Origin of the sequence: Novosphingobium oxfordense (assembly GCF_044029435.1) — a bacterium.
GTDB lineage: Bacteria > Pseudomonadota > Alphaproteobacteria > Sphingomonadales > Sphingomonadaceae > Novosphingobium.
In genome coordinates, this window is record NZ_CP147008.1 from 651,862 (window position 1) to 672,365 (window position 20,504).

Genomic DNA, 20,504 nt, shown 5'->3' on the forward strand with positions numbered 1-20,504 from the left:
CGAATTTCCGCTTCCCTCTAGAAGCGCCGCGCCATAAATCGAATGATTACTCGTCAGGCACCACATGAACAGAATTCATGGCTGAAATTGACCTTAATTTGCTCCGCGTGTTCGACGCGTTGATGGAGCTCAGATCCGTCACCCGGGTTGCCGACCGGCTGGGCCTCACCCAATCGGCGGTGAGCCACGCGCTTGGTCGGCTGCGCCGAATGCTCGACGATCCGCTGTTCGTCCGCAGCCCGCGGGGGCTTCAGCCATCCGCCCGCGCGGAACAGATTGCGCCGGGCATCACTGCGAGCTTGCAACAGCTACGCGACGCCCTGGCTCCGGCGCAGTTCACTCCGGCCTCCGCCACGCGAAACTTCACGATCGCGGCAGGCACCTATTTCTGCACGCTGATCATCCCGCCTCTGCTCGAACGGCTTCGCAGCGATGCACCGAACGTCAGCCTGCGGGTCGTACCTCTCATAGAGGACGGCACGACAATGCTCGATCGCGGCCTGATCGATCTCGCCCTCGGTGCGATGCAGGACTTGCCGTCCCGCTTCGTGGTCGAACCTCTATTTGAGGACGACATGGTCTGGATCGCAGCGCGTTCGAACCCGCTGGCGGACCAGGTCCCCGATCTTGGCCGGATAATGCGCCATCCCAGAGTAAGGATGGTTACACGGCGCCCATTCTCAACGCCTCGCACGCTCGACGACGATGCCGTGGTCGCCGATCATCAGTCGATAGGATGGGATCCTGAGCCGGCAGGAAATGCTCCGACTACCGTTTACGATTCGCAAACCGCCGCCGCCGTGGTCGCCCGCACAGACATGGTTGCCTGTATCCCACGGCGAATAGCGGAAGGCGAAAGGCAGCGGGACGATATCATCGTGCTTATGCCTGCAACGCGCGCCGAAACGATCAGCCTGGCAATGATTTGGCACAGCCGAAACCGTTCGGACTCGGCTATCACCTGGTTACGGGAACTTGTCTCCAACGCTGCACGCGGAGAACCGCCGTTATCAGCGTAGTGAAGTGCAGCAGCCTTTGACGCGTTTCAAGCAGGCCGATCTGGTTCGCTCTCCAGCGAGAGAGTTCCTTACACATGTCCGATGCAATCGCGGGCGGCCGGTTGAGATAGCATCGCCAGCAATCCGTCCCCGTTTTTGAGATTGGTTCGCAACAACCGATCTGCTAGTGCGCCCGATATGGATAACCCCTTCGGGAGCAACGCGGAATCGGAGAGGCCGGATCATCTTGGCGCTTTCACGAAGAACCGTTCCGCTCTCATCCGTTACGCATCGACCATCACCGGCGACATCGGATTGGCCGAAGACGTCGTGCAGGACGCCTGGGCGCGCTTCGTCGCCGCCGCCGCGATCCAGTCGATCCACGAACCCGACCGCCTGTTGTTCCGGATCGTACGTAATCTCGCCCTCGATGCCAGACGGCGGCGCGCTTTCGAAAGCCGCCTGTTCGCGCACGACGAGGCCGACGCGGCACAGCAGATCGCCAGCGACATGCCTTCCGCGCAGGCCAGCGCGGAAGCAACGGACGAACTGAACCATATCATGGACGCCGTCTCCCGCTTGCCGGAACGAACGCGCCAGGCCTTTCTTCTGCATCGGGTCGAAGGGTTGACGCTGGTCGAAGTCGGCACGCGGCTCGGGCTGTCGAAAAGCCTCGTGCATGAACTGGTCGTTTCCGCACTGGAACACTGCCGCAAGGCCCGCCGGCAAGGGGGGCCACGGCGGTGATCACATTTTTCCGGAAAAATTGCCGCATCATTCGTCGTCCAGATAACGAGAGAAAAAACTTCGGACATTCGACGGGAAAGACGCAAGTTCCATGATCAGCGAAGACGGGAACATGAGCGCTCTCGACCGGGAGGCGCTGGACTGGCTGATACGCCTGGACGATCAGCCGGGCGATGCGGCCGTGCACGCCGCGTTCGACGCATGGCTGGACAGTAGCCCCGCGCATCGGAGCAGTTGGGACGCGGCACTCGATCTGGCCTGTGCAGTCGAGACGGCATTCCCCTCGGTCATGGTTCAGGACAATGCGCCTGCCGGCGAGGCCTTCGCATCGAGCGATGTCGTTATCCTGCCGCTCCGAAAGGACCGACGCCGTTTGCGCGCCCGTCGGTGGGGATTGGTCGGCGGCCTTGGCCTGGCAGCCTGCCTGTGCCTTGCGCTTGCACCGAACATGGCACTGCGCCTTCGCGCGCAGGAAATGACCGGCGCCGGCGAAGTCAGATCGCTCGCGCTCGACGACGGCACCCGCGTGACGCTGGCGCCCGACAGCGCCCTTTCCTTCGATATCGGTGACAAAGCGAGATCCGCACACCTGCTGCGCGGCCGCGCCTACTTCGATGTCGCGCATGACGAAGCCAGGCCGTTCCGGGTCACGGCCGACGACACCGTAGTCACCGTGCTGGGCACCGCCTTCGAAGTGGATGGCCTTTCCGGCGATGCCTCCGTCGCCGTGCGCCGCGGCATCGTCGCGGTCGATTACGCCGGGCACGGCCCCCGCACCGTGCTGCAACGGGGCGAGACGGTTTCGCTTGCGGCGGATGGTCGGGCAGAGCGCGGCGCGATGCGCGCGGAGCGCGTTGCCGACTGGGTCGAAGGCCGGATGTTCGTGAAAGACCAGCCGGTCGGCAAAGTGCTCGATGCGCTTCGCCCCTGGTACGGTGGCTATATGGTCGTCCGGGGGCCGGGTCTAACTTCGCGTCGGGTAACCGGGATCTATGACCTTCGCGATCCGGACGCGGCCTTGTCCGCTCTCGGCAAGGCCCATCCCATCCACATCAGGCGCATCACGCCTTGGCTGAAAATCGTCACTGTGGAGTGATACCTGCCCACCCGATCTCGGATATAATCGTTTAAAATCCGCTTTTTATAAATTTCTGCATTTTCTTCCGGAAATGCCCCTCGCCCATCCGTCAATGACATATGCGAATGCTTATCAATAGCATTTAGCACATCGACATTCAGACGTAGGGAGTGACAGTGTGATCTCGGGGGGAAAGTACGGACGGTCAGGGCACGTCCGAACGATTGCAGGTCTTCTGCTGGCAACAACTTCGGCAGGGGTGCTGGCATGGCCAAGCATTGCTGCAGCGCAGACCGATGCAGCACGGGCAATCCGCAGCTTCGATATCCCGGCGCAGGCGCTCGACGAAGCGCTGATGGACTTCGGTAGCCAATCCGGCCTCCAGGTCAGCATCAACGCCTCCGCCCTGCAAGGCCAGCGCAGCGCGGGCCTTCGCGGCAGGATGTCCACGCAGGATGCGCTGGCCCGGCTACTGGCGGCGAGCGGTTTCACCTTCCGTATCGAAGGTAATGTCGTCACTCTGGCCCGCGCGCAGCAGACTGCCGCCGATGCGCCCCCGCAGGCAGGTCCCGAAACAGGTGTCGTGAACCTCGGCACATTGCGGGTCGAGGGCCAGAGCATCGATGCCACTTCCGAAACCGGCGCGCAGCGCGATGCGCGCCGCAAGGACGCCGTCTACGATCAGGACATGTCCTCGGTCTACGCCGGCAAGGACGAAGTGGAACGCTACAAGGGCGTCAACACCGCCGACGTGCTCAAAGGCATGGTCAATGTCTACAGCGGCGACGCCCGCAACGGCGGCGCCATCGATCCCAGCATTCGCGGCATTCAGGGGCCGGGCCGCGTGCCCGTCGTGATCGACGGCACCGAACAGGCGCTGACCGTCTGGCGCGGCTACAACGGCGCCAGCAACCGCAGCTATATCGACCCCAGCCTGATCTCCGGCGTGCAGGTGCTCAAGGGCCCCGTTTCCGCCCGCGGCGTGAATGGATCGACCGGCGGCGCGGTGGTGATCAACACCCTCGATGCTGACGATATCCTGCAGCCGGGCCAGAGCTTCGGTCTCGAACTGCGACTGGAAGGGGGCAACAACTCCACCAATCCCCGCCTGCCTACGTTGCTCACCGGGCAAAACTACAACAACGTGCCGGGCTTCCTGTGCTCGTCCGGCGGCTCGCCCACTTACCCCTATTGCGATTCCTCGCTGCGGGTGAACCTGCGCACCTCGGACGACAACGAGAGTTTCTCCTTCGGCGACCGCGCGATCCGGCTGGCGGTGGCGGGCCGGGTCGGCGATCTCGACCTGATGGGCGCCTATGCCTTCCGGGAGCGTGGCAATTACTTCTCGGGCAAGACCGGCGCTGGCTATTACCAGCAGGAGGGTCTGCCGCAGAACGCCGATACCTACGTGCGTATCCTCGGCCTCAATTATGAGCCCGGTAACGAGGTGCCCAATACTTCCAGCGAACTGGAATCGGTGCTGCTCAAGGCCACTTGGCACATCGCCGACGATCAGGCGCTGCAACTGGGCTTCCGCGACAGCCGTACCAAGTTCGGCGAAATCATGCCCTCCCGCATCATGACCACCGACGGCAACTATTTTGGCAACGTCCAGTGGCCGCTCAGCAAGGTCCATGCGCAGGCCTACAACGCCGAGTACAAGTGGCAGCCCGGCAGCCGCTGGCTGGATTTTCGCGCGACCGGCTGGCTGACCCACACCGTCAGCGATACCTACAGTTCCGGTGGCTTCCCGAACTCGGCATCGATCGCCGATCCGATCATCATCAACAGCGCGATCATGAACGCGCACAACAACCGCTTCGGTTTCACCGCCAGCAACCAGTTCGCGCTCTCCGACACGCTCAGCTTCCTGCTCGAAGGCAATTGGCAGCATGAGAAGCTGCGTTCCGACGACGAGTACTCGGATGCCGTCGCCAACGGGTGGCGCCAACTGCCCCGCGCCGGACGGCGCGAGGAATATCGCATCAGCTTCAGCGGCGAATGGAAACCCACTCGCTTCCTCAAGCTGAACGCCGGGCTGGCCTATTCGGGGTACTGGGCGAAGGACGACTTCCTGCCCAAGTACATCGAATTGCAAGGTGGGTCGGTGGATCGATACATGGCGCAGAGCTACACCACCTCTTACCAGACCAACGAATTCGGTGCCGCAGCTTATGAAGCCTCGCTACGCGAACGCTACGCCACCAGCACGGCCAATCCTGCCACCATCGAGCGGGTGATCACCCAGGCCGTCGCGCGTTATGCGCTCAATCCGACGGCATTCGTTTGGACCCATACCGGTCCAGTCTGGGAAGCAGGTGCGGACGGGCGCTACAGCCGAGCCGACAACATTTGCCTGAACGGTTCGCTGGACAGCATCACCAATTACGCAGCCGGCTCTTGCAGTGCCGCAGCCCAGATCGAAGCCGTTTCGATTTCCGACGTCGGGCGCCGATCCGGACATGGCTGGACACCAACGGTTTCGGCTACCGTTTACTTCAGCGACAGCAGCCGCGCCTATGTTCGCTATGCGCAGGCCCTGCGCTTCCCCAGCATGTTCGAAAGCACGATCGGCTTCGCCGCCTCGATCAATCCGCTGGCGAACCTCAAGCCCGAACGGATGCGCTCATGGGAAACCGCCTTCATCCAGGACCTGCGCCCACTGCTGGGCCTGGGCGGGGAGGACCAGCACGCCGACATCAAGCTGACCTGGTATCACAACACCACGCGCAACGTGATCGAGCGCGATACCAGCCTGATGTTCACCAACCTCGACAAGCAAGTGATCGCCGGGTTCGAACTGCAGGCCCGCTTCGACAACGGCCGCTTCTTCACCGACATCAGCGCCGGCCACATGACCACAAACAAGGCCTGCGACGAATCCATCGCCGCCCGGCTGGATCCCTCGCGCGGGCGCGTGCCGGACTGCGTGAAGTACGGCTTCCTCGCAGGCTTCCTGCTGACGCAGGCGACACCCGAGGACACAGTGAACTGGACCGTGGGCGGACGCTTCCTCGATCGCCGGCTGGAACTGGGCGGCCGCCTTACCTGGTACAGCGCCTACGACAATCCGCAGCTGGCCGAATTCACGCAGGAGAACGATTGCGTGGGCGGATGCGCGCTGAACATCCCCTATACCTGGGGTGAGATCATCACGTTCGACGCTTATGCCAAGTTCCGGATCAACGAGCGTTTCAGCGCTGAGTTGACCGGGCTCAACCTCAACAACCGCTATTATCTCGACCCCCTGTCGCGCTCCATGCTGCCCGCTCCGGGCAGGACGGTGCGGCTCAGCCTGACAGGGAAGTTCTGAGCAGAATTTCAGGGCCGCCACCGCGTCCAAAAATCCTGACAGACCCGGACAACGACAGCGACCCTGGATCAATGCGCCTGACGATCAGGCGCACCAACACGCAGGAGAAGTAGAATGAAATTCTCTCATCTCAAGGCTTTTGGCCTCTCCCTTGCAATTTCCACCGCGATGGTGGGCTCGGCCCATGCCCAGGTCGTCGGTGAATCGAGCGACAGCGCCAAGGTGAAGATCGCCGCCAGCACTGTCGTCGGCGGGCCTCACAGCGCGGGCAAGGTCGGCATCAACGTGCCCAGCATGCTGACGGATCAGTACATCGACTTCCAGGGCCTGCAGACCACGCTCGGCACCGATGCGAACGGTGTGACCAGCTTCGTCAACACGACGCAGGCCACCACGGACCACTCGAAGTATGGCCGCTTCGACTATGCCAAGGTCGGCTCCTATGACGTCTATTACGGCGAATGGTCGCAGACCGGCAGCGCCACAGCAGGCGATCACACCGTCTACTACGGCGGCACTGGCGCCACTGCGGACGCCAGCGTTCCCACCAGCGGCACCGCGACCTACGCCGTCAAGGGCATCAGCAACTACGCTACCAACGGCGCGCAGCTGACCGGCACCTTCACGGCGAACTTCGGTGCCGGCACCGTTACCGGCTCGATCCAGAACGCATCGCTGAAGGTGGACATCGGCACTGCCGATATCATCGGCTCGCAGATCGCGGGCTTCGGCACCGCAACGGCCTCGAACGCCTCGACCAACGCCACGCTGGCCTCCGGCGGCGATGTGAGCGGCCAGTTCTTCGGCTCGGCCGCGCAGGCACTGGCAGGCGTCGCGACTTTCGCGGGCAGCAACCAGTACAACACCGCTTTCGGCGGCACCCAGTAACCGCGGCTGGATGAACGGGAAGGCGGGGCCGGACCATCCGGCGCAAACGGGCCGGCCCCGCCTTTCTATAACGTCTTTCGGACGAGACATGACGATTCACCGCCCCTCCTTTCGGCTTCTCCTCTGTGCCAGCGCGGCGGCCATGCTGCTGCCGGTCCACGCGGCGGCGCAAAGTGCGAGCGATCAGGACACGCGTCTGCGCCTGGACCAGCAGGTCGACGCGCAGCAGCGCAAGGCCGAACGCGAGCGGCTGAAAGATGCCGAGGATTGGGACGCGCTGCCCACCTCGCTGGACGTGGACGGCACCACATACGCGGTCGGCGACAATGTCGACGACATGGGCCGCGCGCTCTACATCGCGATCGGGCGCAAGCAGTGGCGCGACGTGCGCCGGTTTCTCGCCGCCTATCGCCGCTATCCCGATCGCGACCCGATGCTGGTGCTCAGCGCCGAGGGTGCCCTTGCGCGACAAGGCGGCAAACTGGCCGAGGCCGAGCGCCGCTACCGCGCCCTGCTCACGCTGAGCCCGGACTTCATGCCCGCCCGGCTGGAACTGGCGCGCGTGCTGTTCGAGAACCGCAAGGACCGTGAAGCCCGCCGCGCATTCGAGGACATCCGCAGGCGGCTCGCATTGCAAGGCGAGCAGTCGCGCGGGATCCTCGCCACGGTCGACATATTCCTCGGCGCCCTGAAACAGCGGCGCGGCTGGCAAGGCAGCCTTGCGCTCGGCCCCGGTTACAGCAGCAATCTCAACCAGTCCTCCGCCAGCTATACCTGCCTGCTGGCTGCTGCCGACGGTTCCTGCCTGTTCGAGCGCAAGGTGCCCGATCCGATCCGGGCCACGGGCCTCAATTTCGAAGGAACGCTGGGCCGCACGCTGCCGCTTTCCGGCCACCACGCGCTTCGCGCCAACGCCCTGCTGTTCGGCGATATCTACCCCGAGCATCACGACTTCTCGCAGACCACGCTGATGCTGCGCGCCGGCTATCAGTACCAGTCCGCGCGCGACACGCTGACGCTTTCGCCTTCACTCGATCTGGGCACCTTCGGATCGGCCCTGCTTTACGAAGCGCCCGGCGGCAATGCCCTGTGGCAGCATGTTCTCTCGCCACGGACCCTGCTGCGGATCGAGGCCAATTACCGCGACTACCACTACCGCCAGCGCGTGTTCCGATCGCAGGATGGCGCGCTGACGGATCTCAGCCTGACTGGCTGGTATGCCCCCTCTCCCGGCTGGAGCCTGTTCGCCGGGCCGGACTTCGCCATCAAGGACGCCCCTGCCGCCGTCGATGCCTATCGTCAGTGGGGCGTACGGCTGGGCGTGAACAAGACTTTCGGCAAGGCGGCCAACCTGCTGCTGATCGGCTCCTGGCGCCACCGCGACACCCGCGCCTTCAATGAGGTTTTCGCCGCGCGCCGCCGCGACGACCAGTACAACGCCACTGCCATCGCCCGCTTCCCGGCGCTGCAATTCCTGGCGCTCGTCCCCGAACTCGTGCTCCAGCACACCCGCGTCGAGAGCAGCATCGACTGGCTCTATTCCTACCGCCGCACGGGCGCCAGCCTGCGGCTGAGCCGCACTTTCTGAAATCGAGACCCCAACAGGAGACCATGATGACCATGACCATCACCGATCCCGCCGACAGCAGCCTCCAGAGCCGGGCCAAACGCCTCAAGGCCGCCACGGCCCCCGTCCACGAAGGCGTGGACCGCTCGATCATGTCCGCCGCGTCGTTTGCCTCGCTGGACGGCTATCGGCAGTTCCTGCGCATCCAGTATCTGTTCCACCGCGATGTCGAGGCGCTCTACGCCGACGCCCGGCTGCGCGATGCCTTTCCCGATCTTGCAGGCCGCTGCCGTATGGCGCGGGTGATCGCCGACATGGACGACCTCGGCCTCGAAATCCGGGCCGCCGAAACGCCCGCATTCGCCCTCGATACGCCAGCCGACCTTGGCACTGCGCTCGGCTGGCTCTACGTGGCGGAAGGCTCCAACATGGGCGCGGCGCTGCTGCGCAAGGAAGCGCAGAAACTGGCGCTGTCCGACACTTTCGGCGCCCGCCATCTTGCCCCGACAGAGGCCGGCCCTGCCCCGCATTGGCGCGCTTTCACCGCCGCACTCGATGCCGTCGCGCTTTCAGAGGCCGAAGAAGCGAAGGCCGATGAAGGCGCCCTTGCCGCATTCGCGCGGGTTCAGGCGCATATCGATGCCCATATCATCTGAAGCAACGGAAGCGGAGCACGCGCCGGAAATCTCGGGAGACTGGCTGAAACACGGGCGCATGGCGCGCTGTGCGTGGCTCGTGCTGGGCCTCTCGCTGGTTGCGGTCGGATTCGTCGGCATTTTCGTGCCGCTGCTGCCGACCACGGATTTCATGCTGCTGGCACTGCCCTGCTTCGCGCGTTCGTCTCCCCGGCTGGAGGCTTGGCTGCTGAACCACCCGCGCTTCGGCCCCAGCCTGCGGGCATGGCGGCGGGAGCGCGCGGTGCCGCGCCATGCCAAGATCGCCGCCTGCGTCGGCATGGCGCTGGGCTTCGGTCTGTTCTGGCTCCACGTCCATCCCCGCCCTCCGGTCACAACCGCGATCGGCGCCTTCATGCTGTTCTGGGCGTTCTGGATCATAAGGCGGCCGGAGCCGAAAGGAGAACCCGAAACGGAACCGGAAGCAAGGCCATGAAACCGCACCTGCTCCTTGCACCTTCCTGCCCCGACACGCTTCCTGCCGTCATCGCGAGCGAGGCGAGGGCGCGCTATAGCGACAACCCCACTGCGTGGAGTTCCCGCATCGCCGGCCTTGCAGGAACCTCCTGCGTTGCCGGGCTGCTGGTCTTCGCCCTGCTGTTCACCTGGCACGTCGTGAGGCCGGCGATTTCTCCATCCTCTCACCCGCTCGTAGTTGCGTTCCACCCCCTCGCGGCCCCTCCCGATCCGGTGCGGGAACTGCCGCCAGGGCCGGTTCAGACGGAAAGGCAGGACAGCAAACCGCAGCCGGATCAGGACATACCGCCTCCGCCGATCGCGCTGAGCCAGACGTCCTTCGCGGCACCGGCCACCGCGCAACCGCTCGACATCGTCGATCCGGGACCACCTGTACCGCAAACGACCGCGCCCAAGAGCATCGTCGCACCGGCGGCCGAGCGTCTGTCCAACGAGACCCGGCCCGATTGGGAAGCGTCAGTACTTGCCCATCTCGAACGCTTTCGCCGTTACCCGCCGCGGGCCCGTGCGGCCCGCCAGCAGGGTGTAGCCTATGTCCGCTTCACGATGAACCGGAACGGGACTGTGCTTGCCAGCGCGCTGGTACGCAAATCCGGCTCCTTCTCGCTCGATCAGGCCGCGCTCGACACGCTCAGGCGCGCGCAGCCGCTGCCGGCGATCCCCGCCGACAGGCCCGACATCGTGGAACTCACGGTGCCCATCCAGTTCGATCTCGATTAGCGGCAAGAGAAACCGGAGTTATCACAATTGACGGATTATCCGTTTACTTGCCGTTTGTTGGGCACCGCCCTCACAATTCCGCCCAATGCCGCAACAGGTTGTGATAGACACCCGTCAATTGGATCAAGGCTTCGGCATCACCGCCCGTCTGCGTTAGGCGCTGGATCGACATATCCATGTCCAGAAGCATCTCCCGACGTCCATCGTCTCGAATGAGGCTTTGGACCCAGAAAAAGGAAGCCAGCCGCACGCCCTTCGTCACCGGTTCGACGCGATGGATGCTCGTGCCGGGATAGAGAAGCATGGAACCGGCCGGCAGCTTGACGGCATGGTTCCCGAACGCCCCGCGAACCACCAGTTCTCCGCCTTCGTAGCTGTCCGGATCCGCCAGGAACAGGGTTGCCGACAGGTCGGTACGAACCCTTTCGCGCGTGCCGCTGATCGGCCGAATGGCGTTGTCGACATGATAGCCGAAGTCGTGCCCTTCGGTATACCGATTGAAAAGCGGCGGATATATCCGCTGCGGCAATGCGGCCGACATGAAAACGGCATTGGCAGCCAGGGCCTGGAGTATCCGTTGGCCCAGCTTCTCGGCCAACGGATGCGTTTCGGCAAGCTGCTGGTTGCGCTTGGCCTTGGCCGACTGGGCACCGGCGGTAACCTTGCCGTCCAGCCAGTCGGCCGCATCCAGGGCATCGCGCATGCTGCGCACTTCGTCCGGTGTCAGGACATCGGGGATTTCAAGCAGCATGACGCGCTCCGGGAAAAGTCAGGGGATCAGAACGAGAAGTCCACGCTTCCCGTCACGGTACGACCGGCACCGGGAATGCCGTAAAGCTGGAAACCATCGAGCGAGGCGCCGATGCGCGACCAGTAGAAGCGGTTGGTCAGGTTGGCGACGTTGAGGTTGACCGTCGCATTGTCACTCACGCGCCACCGCGCGGCGGCGTTCTGGACGATGTAGGAGGGCGCCTTCTCCTCATCGAGCGTGTAGATCGCATAGACTCCGGAGGGGCCCATGGCGTAGCTCGCGTTGTTGTTGAGACCGCCTACATAAGTGTTGTTGCTGTAGCGACGGCGGCCGACATATTGTGCGCCGTAGCTCAGCTCAACGCGCGAGCCGACCTTGTACGAAGTCCAGAGGCTGCCGCTCCAGTCCGGCACATTGGCGGCTTCCGAACCCTTGTTCGCGCCCTTGGTGATCTTGCTCTTGAGGTGCGAGAAGCTGGCAATGACGGACCAGCGCGGGGTAATGTCACCATGCGCCTCCAGTTCGAACCCGTCGACGCGCTTGGAAGGCAATGCCCGCACCGGCGAGGTGTCGTCGGCATTGTATTCCCAGGAGTCCGACAGCTCGGTGCGGAATACGGCGCCGGTCAAGCCCAGCGCACCGTCCATCAAGTCCCACTTGCTACCAGCTTCCCACGTTCGCGACTTCGCAGGCTTGAGCGCAGACGTGGCCGCAGCACCGTAGATCGTATTGTTCGTGGTAAGCCCCACCGCCGATGGCTGGGCGGCCTGACTGAACGACACGTAGATCGCGCCCGCCTCCACCGGCTTGTAGACGAGGCCAAGGCGGCCGCCGATCGCGGTGTCGGTGCGGCTGGCCGGCACCGATTGCGCCTTGAAGCGATCGGCGCGCAGCGCGGCCTGGACTTCCCAGCGATCCGCCAGCGTGATGGTGTCGTTGAGGTAGATGCCAGCGCTTTCGACCTTTGCGCGCGCATTACCGGCGCCCTTCACCACCGTCGTCGATGCGAACCCGGTCGTTTTCGGATTGGCGAGGTCGAAGAACATGTCGCCCGACGGCGCCAGCATGGTCCTTTCGTGGTCGCCGTAATATTCCCGGAACAATTCGATCCCGGCGGTCAGATCATGCTTGATCCCGCCAGTATGGAAGCTGGTTCTGATGTCCGTCTGGCTGTCGTAGATCTCGTAGCGCTTCGACGTCCCGAAATCGTTGCCGCGCAAATAGCCGTAGGCACCGGAATCGACCGCCGCGTAGTCGGTGTAGACATTTACGCCCGAGATCGAACTGAGCGCGCCAAGGCCTTCGTAGCCGAGCGTCGCGCAGCGCGTGCCGGTGCAGATCTTGTTGCCATCCGCATCGGCGGCCGTGAAGCGGGCCGGCGAATAGACACCCCAGTTGTCCGATCGCTCGTAACGCATTTGGCTGCGCACCGTCGTCGTCGCCGAGAAATCGTGCTCGACACGCCCCGTAAGGCTATCCACCTGCGTATGCTGGGCATAGAGGCCCTTGGCGCCGTACCAGGCATCCTTCGGTACGTTCGGCATTCGCTTGCCGTCCGTGCCGCGCTGGATCGGCAGGCCGCCATCCGGCGTGTTGTCATCACGCTGATGGAAACCGTCGAGGTAGAAGCGGGTCGCGGTTCCAAGTCCCGTCGCCAGTGAAATGGCCGCGCCATACCGCTCGTAGTCGACCACGTTGCGACGCGCGACGCCGTTGTAGTGCGACATCAGGTTAACGCGAATGGCGGTCGTGTCGGTGAGAGCCTGATTGATATCGACCGTCGCCCGCCGGTAGTCCTGGCTGCCAAGGCCGAACGAACCGCGATAGAACGTATCCAGCCCGGCCTCCTTGCTGACCAGATTGACGCTGCCGCCGACAGCCGACACGCCGGACTCCACCGAACCGGTGCCCTTGAAGACTTCGGCCTGCTCCATGTTGAAGATGTCGGTGCGGCTGGACATGCCGCCATCGCGGACGCCGTCCACCGTCACGCTTTGCTCGGAGGAGAAGCCGCGGATGGTGAAGAAGTCACCCCACCCCAGATTGCCCTCGCCCGAAGTGAAAGTAATGCCGGCCACGTTCTTCAGAACATCCTGCAGGCTGAGCGCGTTCTGCTCCTTCATCGCCTTGGATGTCACGACACTGATGCTTTGCGGCGTATCGCGCAGGGGCTGCGTCAGCTTGGGCGACTGCACTTTGTCGGCCTTGTATCCATCCCGGATGGCCGTGCCTTCGACGGCCATCGAACCCAGTATCGGGCTTGCGGCGGCGGTTTGCGTGTCCACCGTCTGGGCTGCGGCGGGCACGCTGAGCGCGATCAGCATGCCGGCGGGGGCCAGACGTGTAGTCGAAACGCGGCGAACGACGCCAGCGGCTGCTTTATTCATTCTTCTTCCCTGTTATAATGCGATGCATTCGCAAATTACCGCGCGCCGTAGCAGCCGGGGCGCTCCGGTAAATCGGAAGAGAGACACATTTTTGTATTATATCAGTTGTTTATGTACGCCATTGTAACCCCGGACAGGATCGTAACATTCCGTTACATCAAGGCTGGGCGGGTTCTGCTCGCGGCTCTGGCACAAGCGCCCCTTTCTCTTTCAACGAAATGGGCGCGTGACCTGTGAGCGACAGAATCCTCGTGGTCGATGACGATGCCGGTATTCGCGACCTGCTCTGCGAATACCTCAATGCCGCTGGCATGGACGCACATGCCGCCGAGGATGGCGCTGCCATGTGGCGATGGCTGGAGCACAATCGGGCCGATCTCATCGTCCTGGACCTGATGCTGCCCGGTGTGGACGGGCTGTCCCTATGCCGAGCCATCGCCGATCGCATCGGTATTCCCGTGGTGATGCTGACCGCACGCGGCGCCCTGATCGATCGCATAATCGGACTGGAGATGGGGGCGGACGACTACATGCCAAAGCCGTTCGACCCGCGCGAACTGCTGGCCCGCATCAAGGTCGTCTTGCGCCGGACCCGGCAATTCCCGCCCGAGAATCAAGTCGATGACGTGGCATTGCTGCACTTCGGCGGATGGCGGCTTAACACGCGTCTGAACCGGCTGATATCGCCCGGAGGCGAGGACGTGCTGCTTGGCGGATCCGACTACCTCATGCTGCGCCTGCTCCTCAATCATCCGCACAGGACGCTCAGCCGCGACTATCTTGCTGCCCAGGTCTACGGCAAGGATCGTGGCCCGCTCGACCGATCGGTGGATGTCTGCATCAGTCGCTTGCGGCAAATGCTGGGTGAGGACGTTCGCAATCCGCGCATCATCCGCACGGTCAGAAACGGCGGCTATGCCCTCGCGGTCGACGTGATCGTGGAGGCCTGATGCGACGGATCGATTGGCGCTGGCCGCGCTCGCTTTCCGGGCGCATGGCCTGCATCCTCGTCGCCGGCCTGCTGGCCGCGCAGGCACTTACAAGCACGATCTGGTTCGACCGGCGCCACGGCGAGCTAATGGATGTCCCGCTGCGGATCATCGCCAGCCGCCTCGCCGGGGTGATGAAACTGTTGCAAGCCCAAAACCCCGAAGAGCGGGAAAAAATCATCGCGATACTGGGCGACACGCGCTTTCGCCCCACACTGCTTGACGCACCGCCGGCCGATTTGCCCGAACCGCACACCCCCTCGGAAACGGAGCGCCTGATCCGCGCGATCGCGATCGCCCGTTATGGGCGGCCCGCCTATGTCTGGGTAATCCGAACCGAATTGCTGGGCGATGACGGCAGGCGGGCAGGGACCTGGGCCATGCTGAACGCGCAATCCCCTTCCGTGCGCTACTCCGTCCTCATGCACGAGCCGGGCAAGCCGCTCTGGCTGCGCGTCGATGGGGTCGAAGGCACCAATGGAGCCGATACGCACCGCCTGGGCACGATTGCCGACTATTTCCTGCGCATCTACGTCGTCAGAATCCTGATCGTCGTGTTGATCGCCCTTCTCGCGGTTCGCCTGGCGATGAAGCCTCTCGCCCGCATGACGAAAGCGGCCGAAGCGCTGGGCGAAGACATCAACAGCCCGCCGCTCGATACTGCCGGCCCGGTAGAAGTGCGCCGTGCCGCAGAGGCCTTCAACCTCATGCAGGCGCGCCTGATTGACAGTCTTGCCGAACGCTCACGCTTCCTGGCCGCCGTTTCGCACGACTTGCGCAGCCCGATCACACGGCTCCGGCTGCGCACCGAGCTGCTTCCCGCCGAGGATCTGCGCGAAAAGTTCCGTGCCGAGTTGTCGGACATGGAAGCCATGATCGACGCGACATTGACCTTTGCACAAAGCGGCGAGGGCGAAACTTTCCTGTCGGAAGTCGATGTGGATGCCTTGCTTGCCGGGATCGCCGGGAATTTGCGCGAACTGGGGGCAGATGTGACCATCTCCGGAAGCACGATTGCCCCCCTCACCTGCTTCCGCCTGAGCTTTCAACGCTGCCTGCAAAACATCATCGAAAATGCCGTCCGCTATGGCGCGCGCGCGAATGTCGAGGTGCGGGACGGAGCAGATGAATTGGAAGTAGCCGTGACCGACATCGGGCCCGGCATCCCGGAAGCGGAACTGGAGCGGGTGCTGGAACCGTTCTATCGGCTGGAAGCGTCCCGCAGCAGCAGCACGGGCGGTTTCGGCCTGGGCCTCAGCATCGCCAATGCCATCGCACGCGTTCACGGCGGCTCGCTGCAGATTGCCAATGGCAAGGACCGCGGGCTGATCGTTCGAATTCGGATCCCACGCCAGCATCACCGAAAGACGCTTTCATTGGAGGGACAATAGGCGAGGAAGGCGCAACGCCTCCGACGGGGCACGCGGGCCGCAACGAACCCGCCCCCAATCCCAATGTACATTACAAAACCCCAACCAGACCGGGGCCGCAACGAAAGTGTCACAGCGGCCCCATAGCTGGCGACCGCACGCCATCGCGGCGTTGGGGAAACACAAAAGATGACCAGCAAGACCGGGGCGCATCTGCGCCTTCTCGGGGTGAGCCTGCTCGCCCTCTCGATACCGATGCTTTCCGGCGTGGCCCATGCGGAAGATGCGTCGCCAGGCGCCTCCACCAGCGACGAAGCCAGCGCCCAGGCAAAGAGCGGTATCGCGGAAGGTTCGGACATCCTCGTCACCGCCACGCGCGCAAACGAACTGGCGCCGGTAACCGCATCGCTCCAGGCGACGCAGCCGCAATCGATCATCTCTCGCTCGTTCATCGAGGATTCGCTGCCCGCCACGGCCGATTTCAACCAGATCGCCCTGATCTCGCCCAGCGTCTCCAACTATGGCGCGGCGAACGGCGTCGGCCTGTCCGAATCCAAGGCCCAGATCCGTGGCTTCCAGGACGGCGAATACAACGTCACGTACGATGGCGTGCCTTTCGGCGACACCAACGATCCCACGCACCATTCCAACACGTTCTTCCCGTCGAACACGGTGGAAACGCTGATCGTCGATCGCGGCCCCGGCAATGCCTCGCAGCTTGGGCAGGCAACGTTCGGCGGCAATATCAACATGTTCTCCCGCGCGACGCGCGAGGATGCGAGTGCGGAGATCAAGGGCAGCTACGGCAGCTACAACACCTGGCTGCTGCGCGGCGTGCTCCAGTCCGGCGCGATCCGGCAGTTGGGCGGCGCGGAAGTGGTATTGAGCGCCCAGCACATCGGATCGGACGGCGCGCGCACCTATAGCCCGTTCAAGTCGAACAACGTGTTCGGCAAGATCATGATCCCGATCGGCCCGGACGCGAAGCTGACGATCCTAGGCACCTACAACGAGAACAGCTTCAACCAGCCCGACAAGGACGGCGCCACGCTTTCGCAGATCGCGCAGTACGGGAAGTATTTCAGCCTCAACAACGATCCCAACTCACAGACTTACTGGGGCTACAACCACACCCACAAGACCACCGATTTCGAGATCGTGAAGTTCGAGGCCAATCTTTCCCCCTTCGCCACTTTCGACAACCGCGCCTATACCTACAGCTATGATAACGAAACGCTGAGCGGCAGCGACGTGACGCTCTATGCCACGGCAAGCGCGGCCGATATCGCCAAGGCCAACATGGTCACCCTCACCCCGGGCGGAGCCAAAACTGTGGGCGTGCCGGGCTACACCAAGACCAACAAGTACCGCGTCTACGGCGATATCGCCAAGACGCGCGTGGACTTCGGCTTTGGCGCGATCACCGCCGGCGCCTGGCTGGAATGGTCCGACACCTATCGCCAGCAACGCGACGTGGACCTGCTCACCGGCAATCCCAATTACGTCGAAAAGGCGGTCAAGGATCCCGTCACCGGCATCGCCACACCGGCGAACATCAAGTTCGACCAGAATTCGAACACCAACCACACCGAAGTCTTCGCCGAACTGGAACTGCGCCCGATCGCCGGGCTGAAGATCACGCCCGGCTTCAAGCACGTCAACTTCAACCGCAGGATCGACGCGGACTACAACCAGACGACGCGCTATCCGCAGAAGCTGAGCAACACCTACACCGTCAACCTGCCCTTCGCGACGGTCAACTACGAGGTGAACCCGGCGCTTTCGGTCTACGGCCAGTTCGCGCGCGGCTTCCTGGCGCCGCCGCTCAGCTACCTCTACGTCGCCGATCCGAGCTTCTCGACCATCAAGCCCGAACGGTCGACCAACTATCAGGCCGGCGCGGTCTACCACGGCCACAACCTCAGCATCGACGCGGACGTCTACAAGATCGACTTCAGCAACAAGTTCGCGCAGGACCTGACGGCGCCAGCCAGCCAGGGCGTGGTCTACTACAACCAGGGCGCGGTGCAGTACAAAGGCATCGAGGGACAGGTCACCTACGCCTTCACCCAGGCGATCGCCGTCTTCGCCAATGCCTCGCGCAACTATGCCAAGACCCGCAATCCCGGTGAGGCGCGCACGCAAGTGGCGAATGCGCCCGAATACACCGCTGCCGGCGGCATTCTCTACAAACAGGGCCCGATCCGCTTTTCGCTGATCGACAAGTACATCGGCCGCCAGTGGTTCGCGGAGGGTGAGCCCGATGCCTACAAGAGCAATGGCTATAACACCGCGATCCTCTCCGCCCGCTACGAAATCGGTCCGGTACGTATCGGCCTCGAGGTCAACAATCTGTTCAACGCCAAGCCGGTCACCAATATCAGCCCAGGCAAGACCACGCTGTTCGACCAATATTACTACCAGACCGGACGCGCCTTCACGGGCGATGTCACGCTGACGTTCTGATTGCGCAGCTTGTCATTGCCGCGGCGGCATCGCTGCCGCGGCAATGATCCGGCTTAGAGACTGTTTGCCAGTGGGAGAGGCAGCGAAAGCGTTACGCGCAGCCCGCCTTGATCACCGGCGATCCCGACATCACCGCCATGGGCGGCGGCCACAGCCGCGACAAGGCTGAGCCCAAGACCGTTCCCCGGCGTCGTCCGGCTGGCCTCTCCGCGAAAGAAGCGCTGTGTAAGCCTGGCGCCGTCGGCGGCCGAAACGCCGGGTCCATCATCCTTGACGACGATCACCGCCTGCTCTTCGCGCGCCTCCAGCGTCAGCGTAACGGCAGTGCCCGCCGGCGTATGAACGATCGCGTTGTCCAGCAGATTTGCGAGCGCCTGCGCCAGCAGTTCGCGATCACCCAGCACCGTGATGCCCGGCATCGCGCGGGTGTCGAGGCTTCGCCCGCTATCCACCACGGCCGGCAGGAAGCTGTCTCCCACATCCTCGACCAGTGCGGACATGTCGATGGCGGTGAAGGTATGCGCCAGCCCGCCCCCTTCCACCTCGGTAATGCGCAGGATCGCGGAGAACAGCTTGAGCAGGTCGTCGCCCAGTTCCACGGCCTTCTCCGCCGCGCCATCGACACTGCCGACAAGCTCCAGCTGGTTTCGCAAACGGAGCAGCGGCGTGCGCAGGTCATGCGCGACATCGCTCGATACCTGCCGCAGATTGTCCATGAGCCCGGCGATACGATCGAGCATGGCGTTAAGGGCCAGGGCCACTTCGTCGAATTCGTCCCCATGCGGGCCGACCGGCACGCGCTGGCCCAGACTGCCGGCCACGATCCCGCGCGCGGTTCCGCTGATGGCGCCAAGCCGGCGCCGCAGATAGTTGCCGAACAACAGCGCGCCGGCAAAGCCGATGCACAAGACCACGACGAAAGCGGCGCCGAACAGGGCCAGGATCGTTGCGTCGATCTGTTCCACCGTCTCGGAATCGATCGCCACCACCAGCCGGCCGCCGTCCGCCAGTTCGACCGTCTTGGCGCGGGCGACATCGGGCCCTTCCTCCGGGTCCTGAAAGACGACCATGCCGAACCCCGGATCGGGCCGGGCGATATCGAGCGCGCCCGCAATGCGCCGGCCGGACGGATCGAACAAGGCATATCCGAAGGAATCGGTGGCCTTCGCAGTCTCCCGCTCATGCACTTCGGCGGCCATGTTGCCACGGCTGCCTTCGTGCAGAATCGCGGTAACCTCATCTGAAATGGCGCGATCCCGCGCGCGGCGGAATTCCGCGTCTGCCGCAAAGTAGACGGCCACGCCAAGCAGCATGATCGCCAGAGCAAATGCGGCGGAATAGACGAAGGCGATGCGATAGGCCGCGCTGCGGCGCCGTTCAGCCATCGGGGCGCATCCGGTATCCCGCACCGCGCACGGTTTCGATGGGATCGTCGGCGAAACCTTCGCGCAATTTGGCACGCAGCCGGCTGAGATGGCTTTCGACTATGTTGGTACGCGGGTCGAAGTGAAATCCCCACACCAGTTCCAGCAGCATCGTGCGCGTGACGATGCGGCCGGCATGGCGCATCAACTGCTCTAGCAGGCCGAACTCGCGCGGCTGCAGATGGATCGTCCGCCCGCAGCGCGTCACCTCGCGCCGCAAGATGTCCAGCACGATGTCGCCCACTTCGTAACGCGTCACCACGTCAACGGTCACGCGGCGCATCAGGGCATTGATCCGGGCGGCAAGCTCCGCCAGCGCAAACGGCTTGACGAGGTAGTCGTCCGCGCCCGCGTCCAACCCGGCGACACGATCGCCGATCCCGCCCAGCGCGGTCAGCACCAGAACCGGCACGCGAACCGATGCCGCGCGCAATCGGCGCAGCACTTCCAGCCCCTCAAGCCCCGGCAACATCCGATCCAGGATGACAAGGTCGAACGCGGTGCTCCCCGCCACGCGAACCGCGTCGTCCCCCGTCGCCACGCGGGTGGTCAGATGGCCCAACTCGGCAAGGCCGCGCGCGATGAACTCGGCGGCTTCGTCATCGTCTTCTGCAAGGAGGATATTCATCCGGCGGGTCTGTTTCCTGACATTGAA

16 protein-coding genes are annotated in these 20,504 nt (G+C 63.7%); 12 read left to right on the forward strand and 4 right to left on the reverse strand.

Translation table 11 applies throughout. The annotated features are described in order from the left end of the window. The first annotated feature begins 77 nt into the window (after window positions 1-77). The 9 genes from WBP07_RS25795 (at window position 78) to WBP07_RS25835 (ending at window position 10,462) form a co-directional block, all read left to right on the forward strand. On the forward strand, window positions 78-1,019 hold the full coding sequence (locus tag WBP07_RS25795) for a LysR family transcriptional regulator (RefSeq protein ID WP_395397931.1): 942 nt from the start codon (window positions 78-80) through the stop codon (window positions 1,017-1,019). A gap of 177 nt (window positions 1,020-1,196) precedes the next feature. Beyond that, window positions 1,197-1,745 (forward strand): sigma-70 family RNA polymerase sigma factor, encoded by a 549-nt coding sequence (locus WBP07_RS25800; protein ID WP_395397932.1) that lies wholly within the window; start codon window positions 1,197-1,199, stop codon window positions 1,743-1,745. 112 nt (window positions 1,746-1,857) lie between these two features. Continuing rightward, window positions 1,858-2,841, forward strand: coding sequence for a FecR family protein (locus WBP07_RS25805; RefSeq protein WP_395397933.1), 984 nt, complete (start codon window positions 1,858-1,860; stop codon window positions 2,839-2,841). Between the two features lie 241 nt (window positions 2,842-3,082). Beyond that, entirely contained in the window at window positions 3,083-6,136 is a 3,054-nt protein-coding gene (locus WBP07_RS25810; RefSeq protein ID WP_395397934.1) for a TonB-dependent receptor domain-containing protein, read from the forward strand. Between the two features lie 114 nt (window positions 6,137-6,250). Next, window positions 6,251-7,024, forward strand: a complete 774-nt coding sequence (locus WBP07_RS25815; RefSeq protein WP_395397935.1) for a Slam-dependent surface lipoprotein — start codon at window positions 6,251-6,253, stop codon at window positions 7,022-7,024. Window positions 7,025-7,112: 88 nt separating this feature from the next. Continuing rightward, window positions 7,113-8,612: a surface lipoprotein assembly modifier gene (locus WBP07_RS25820; RefSeq protein ID WP_395397936.1), complete on the forward strand. Its 1,500-nt coding sequence runs from the start codon at window positions 7,113-7,115 to the stop codon at window positions 8,610-8,612. Window positions 8,613-8,638: 26 nt separating this feature from the next. Then, a complete protein-coding gene (locus WBP07_RS25825; RefSeq protein WP_395397937.1) occupies window positions 8,639-9,247 on the forward strand; it encodes a biliverdin-producing heme oxygenase in 609 nt (202 codons plus the stop codon). Further along, a complete protein-coding gene (locus WBP07_RS25830; protein WP_395397938.1) occupies window positions 9,231-9,701 on the forward strand; it encodes a YbaN family protein in 471 nt (156 codons plus the stop codon). Before WBP07_RS25825 ends, WBP07_RS25830 begins: the two co-directional genes overlap by 17 nt. Next, the gene (locus WBP07_RS25835; protein WP_395397939.1) at window positions 9,698-10,462 is read left to right on the forward strand and encodes a TonB family protein; all 765 of its coding nucleotides are present in this window, start codon (window positions 9,698-9,700) and stop codon (window positions 10,460-10,462) included. Before WBP07_RS25830 ends, WBP07_RS25835 begins: the two co-directional genes overlap by 4 nt. A 70-nt stretch (window positions 10,463-10,532) precedes the next feature. Here the strand turns inward: WBP07_RS25835 and WBP07_RS25840 are convergent, their stop codons facing one another. Continuing rightward, a complete protein-coding gene (locus tag WBP07_RS25840) occupies window positions 10,533-11,213 on the reverse strand; it encodes a Fe2+-dependent dioxygenase (protein ID WP_395397940.1) in 681 nt (226 codons plus the stop codon). A gap of 26 nt (window positions 11,214-11,239) precedes the next feature. Beyond that, complete coding sequence (locus tag WBP07_RS25845) at window positions 11,240-13,600, reverse strand: TonB-dependent receptor (RefSeq protein WP_395397941.1); 2,361 nt, start codon at window positions 13,598-13,600, stop codon at window positions 11,240-11,242. Window positions 13,601-13,833: 233 nt separating this feature from the next. Here WBP07_RS25845 and WBP07_RS25850 point away from each other — a divergent pair, with 233 nt between their 5' ends. From WBP07_RS25850 to WBP07_RS25860, 3 genes are all read left to right on the forward strand, one after another. Continuing rightward, window positions 13,834-14,550, forward strand: a complete 717-nt coding sequence (locus WBP07_RS25850; RefSeq protein WP_395397942.1) for a response regulator — start codon at window positions 13,834-13,836, stop codon at window positions 14,548-14,550. Then, window positions 14,550-15,980: an ATP-binding protein gene (locus WBP07_RS25855; protein WP_395397943.1), complete on the forward strand. Its 1,431-nt coding sequence runs from the start codon at window positions 14,550-14,552 to the stop codon at window positions 15,978-15,980. The genes WBP07_RS25850 and WBP07_RS25855 overlap by 1 nt, the downstream gene beginning before the upstream one ends. A 168-nt stretch (window positions 15,981-16,148) precedes the next feature. Further along, the gene (locus WBP07_RS25860; RefSeq protein WP_395397944.1) at window positions 16,149-18,425 is read left to right on the forward strand and encodes a TonB-dependent receptor; all 2,277 of its coding nucleotides are present in this window, start codon (window positions 16,149-16,151) and stop codon (window positions 18,423-18,425) included. A 53-nt stretch (window positions 18,426-18,478) separates the two neighbouring features. Here the strand turns inward: WBP07_RS25860 and WBP07_RS25865 are convergent, their stop codons facing one another. Together WBP07_RS25865 and WBP07_RS25870 are read right to left on the reverse strand one after the other, a co-directional pair. Next, window positions 18,479-19,810: an ATP-binding protein gene (locus WBP07_RS25865; protein ID WP_395397945.1), complete on the reverse strand. Its 1,332-nt coding sequence runs from the start codon at window positions 19,808-19,810 to the stop codon at window positions 18,479-18,481. Continuing rightward, complete coding sequence (locus WBP07_RS25870) at window positions 19,803-20,477, reverse strand: response regulator transcription factor (RefSeq protein WP_395397946.1); 675 nt, start codon at window positions 20,475-20,477, stop codon at window positions 19,803-19,805. Before WBP07_RS25870 ends, WBP07_RS25865 begins: the two co-directional genes overlap by 8 nt. Window positions 20,478-20,504 lie beyond the last annotated feature (27 nt).

Bases quoted from the DNA above. Each gene is read 5' to 3' on its own strand.
- WBP07_RS25815 (WP_395397935.1), top strand. From the start codon at position 6,251: ATGAAATTCTCTCATCTCAAGGCTTTTGGCCTCTCCCTTGCAATTTCC.
- WBP07_RS25860 (WP_395397944.1), top strand. From the start codon at position 16,149: ATGACCAGCAAGACCGGGGCGCATCTGCGCCTTCTCGGGGTGAGCCTG.
- WBP07_RS25855 (WP_395397943.1), top strand. From the start codon at position 14,550: ATGCGACGGATCGATTGGCGCTGGCCGCGCTCGCTTTCCGGGCGCATG.
- WBP07_RS25795 (WP_395397931.1), top strand. From the start codon at position 78: ATGGCTGAAATTGACCTTAATTTGCTCCGCGTGTTCGACGCGTTGATG.
- WBP07_RS25870 (WP_395397946.1), bottom strand. From the start codon at position 20,477: ATGAATATCCTCCTTGCAGAAGACGATGACGAAGCCGCCGAGTTCATC.
- WBP07_RS25840 (WP_395397940.1), bottom strand. From the start codon at position 11,213: ATGCTGCTTGAAATCCCCGATGTCCTGACACCGGACGAAGTGCGCAGC.
- WBP07_RS25845 (WP_395397941.1), bottom strand. From the start codon at position 13,600: ATGAATAAAGCAGCCGCTGGCGTCGTTCGCCGCGTTTCGACTACACGT.
- WBP07_RS25825 (WP_395397937.1), top strand. From the start codon at position 8,639: ATGACCATGACCATCACCGATCCCGCCGACAGCAGCCTCCAGAGCCGG.
- WBP07_RS25820 (WP_395397936.1), top strand. From the start codon at position 7,113: ATGACGATTCACCGCCCCTCCTTTCGGCTTCTCCTCTGTGCCAGCGCG.
- WBP07_RS25805 (WP_395397933.1), top strand. From the start codon at position 1,858: ATGAGCGCTCTCGACCGGGAGGCGCTGGACTGGCTGATACGCCTGGAC.
- WBP07_RS25800 (WP_395397932.1), top strand. From the start codon at position 1,197: ATGGATAACCCCTTCGGGAGCAACGCGGAATCGGAGAGGCCGGATCAT.
- WBP07_RS25835 (WP_395397939.1), top strand. From the start codon at position 9,698: ATGAAACCGCACCTGCTCCTTGCACCTTCCTGCCCCGACACGCTTCCT.
- WBP07_RS25865 (WP_395397945.1), bottom strand. From the start codon at position 19,810: ATGGCTGAACGGCGCCGCAGCGCGGCCTATCGCATCGCCTTCGTCTAT.
- WBP07_RS25830 (WP_395397938.1), top strand. From the start codon at position 9,231: ATGCCCATATCATCTGAAGCAACGGAAGCGGAGCACGCGCCGGAAATC.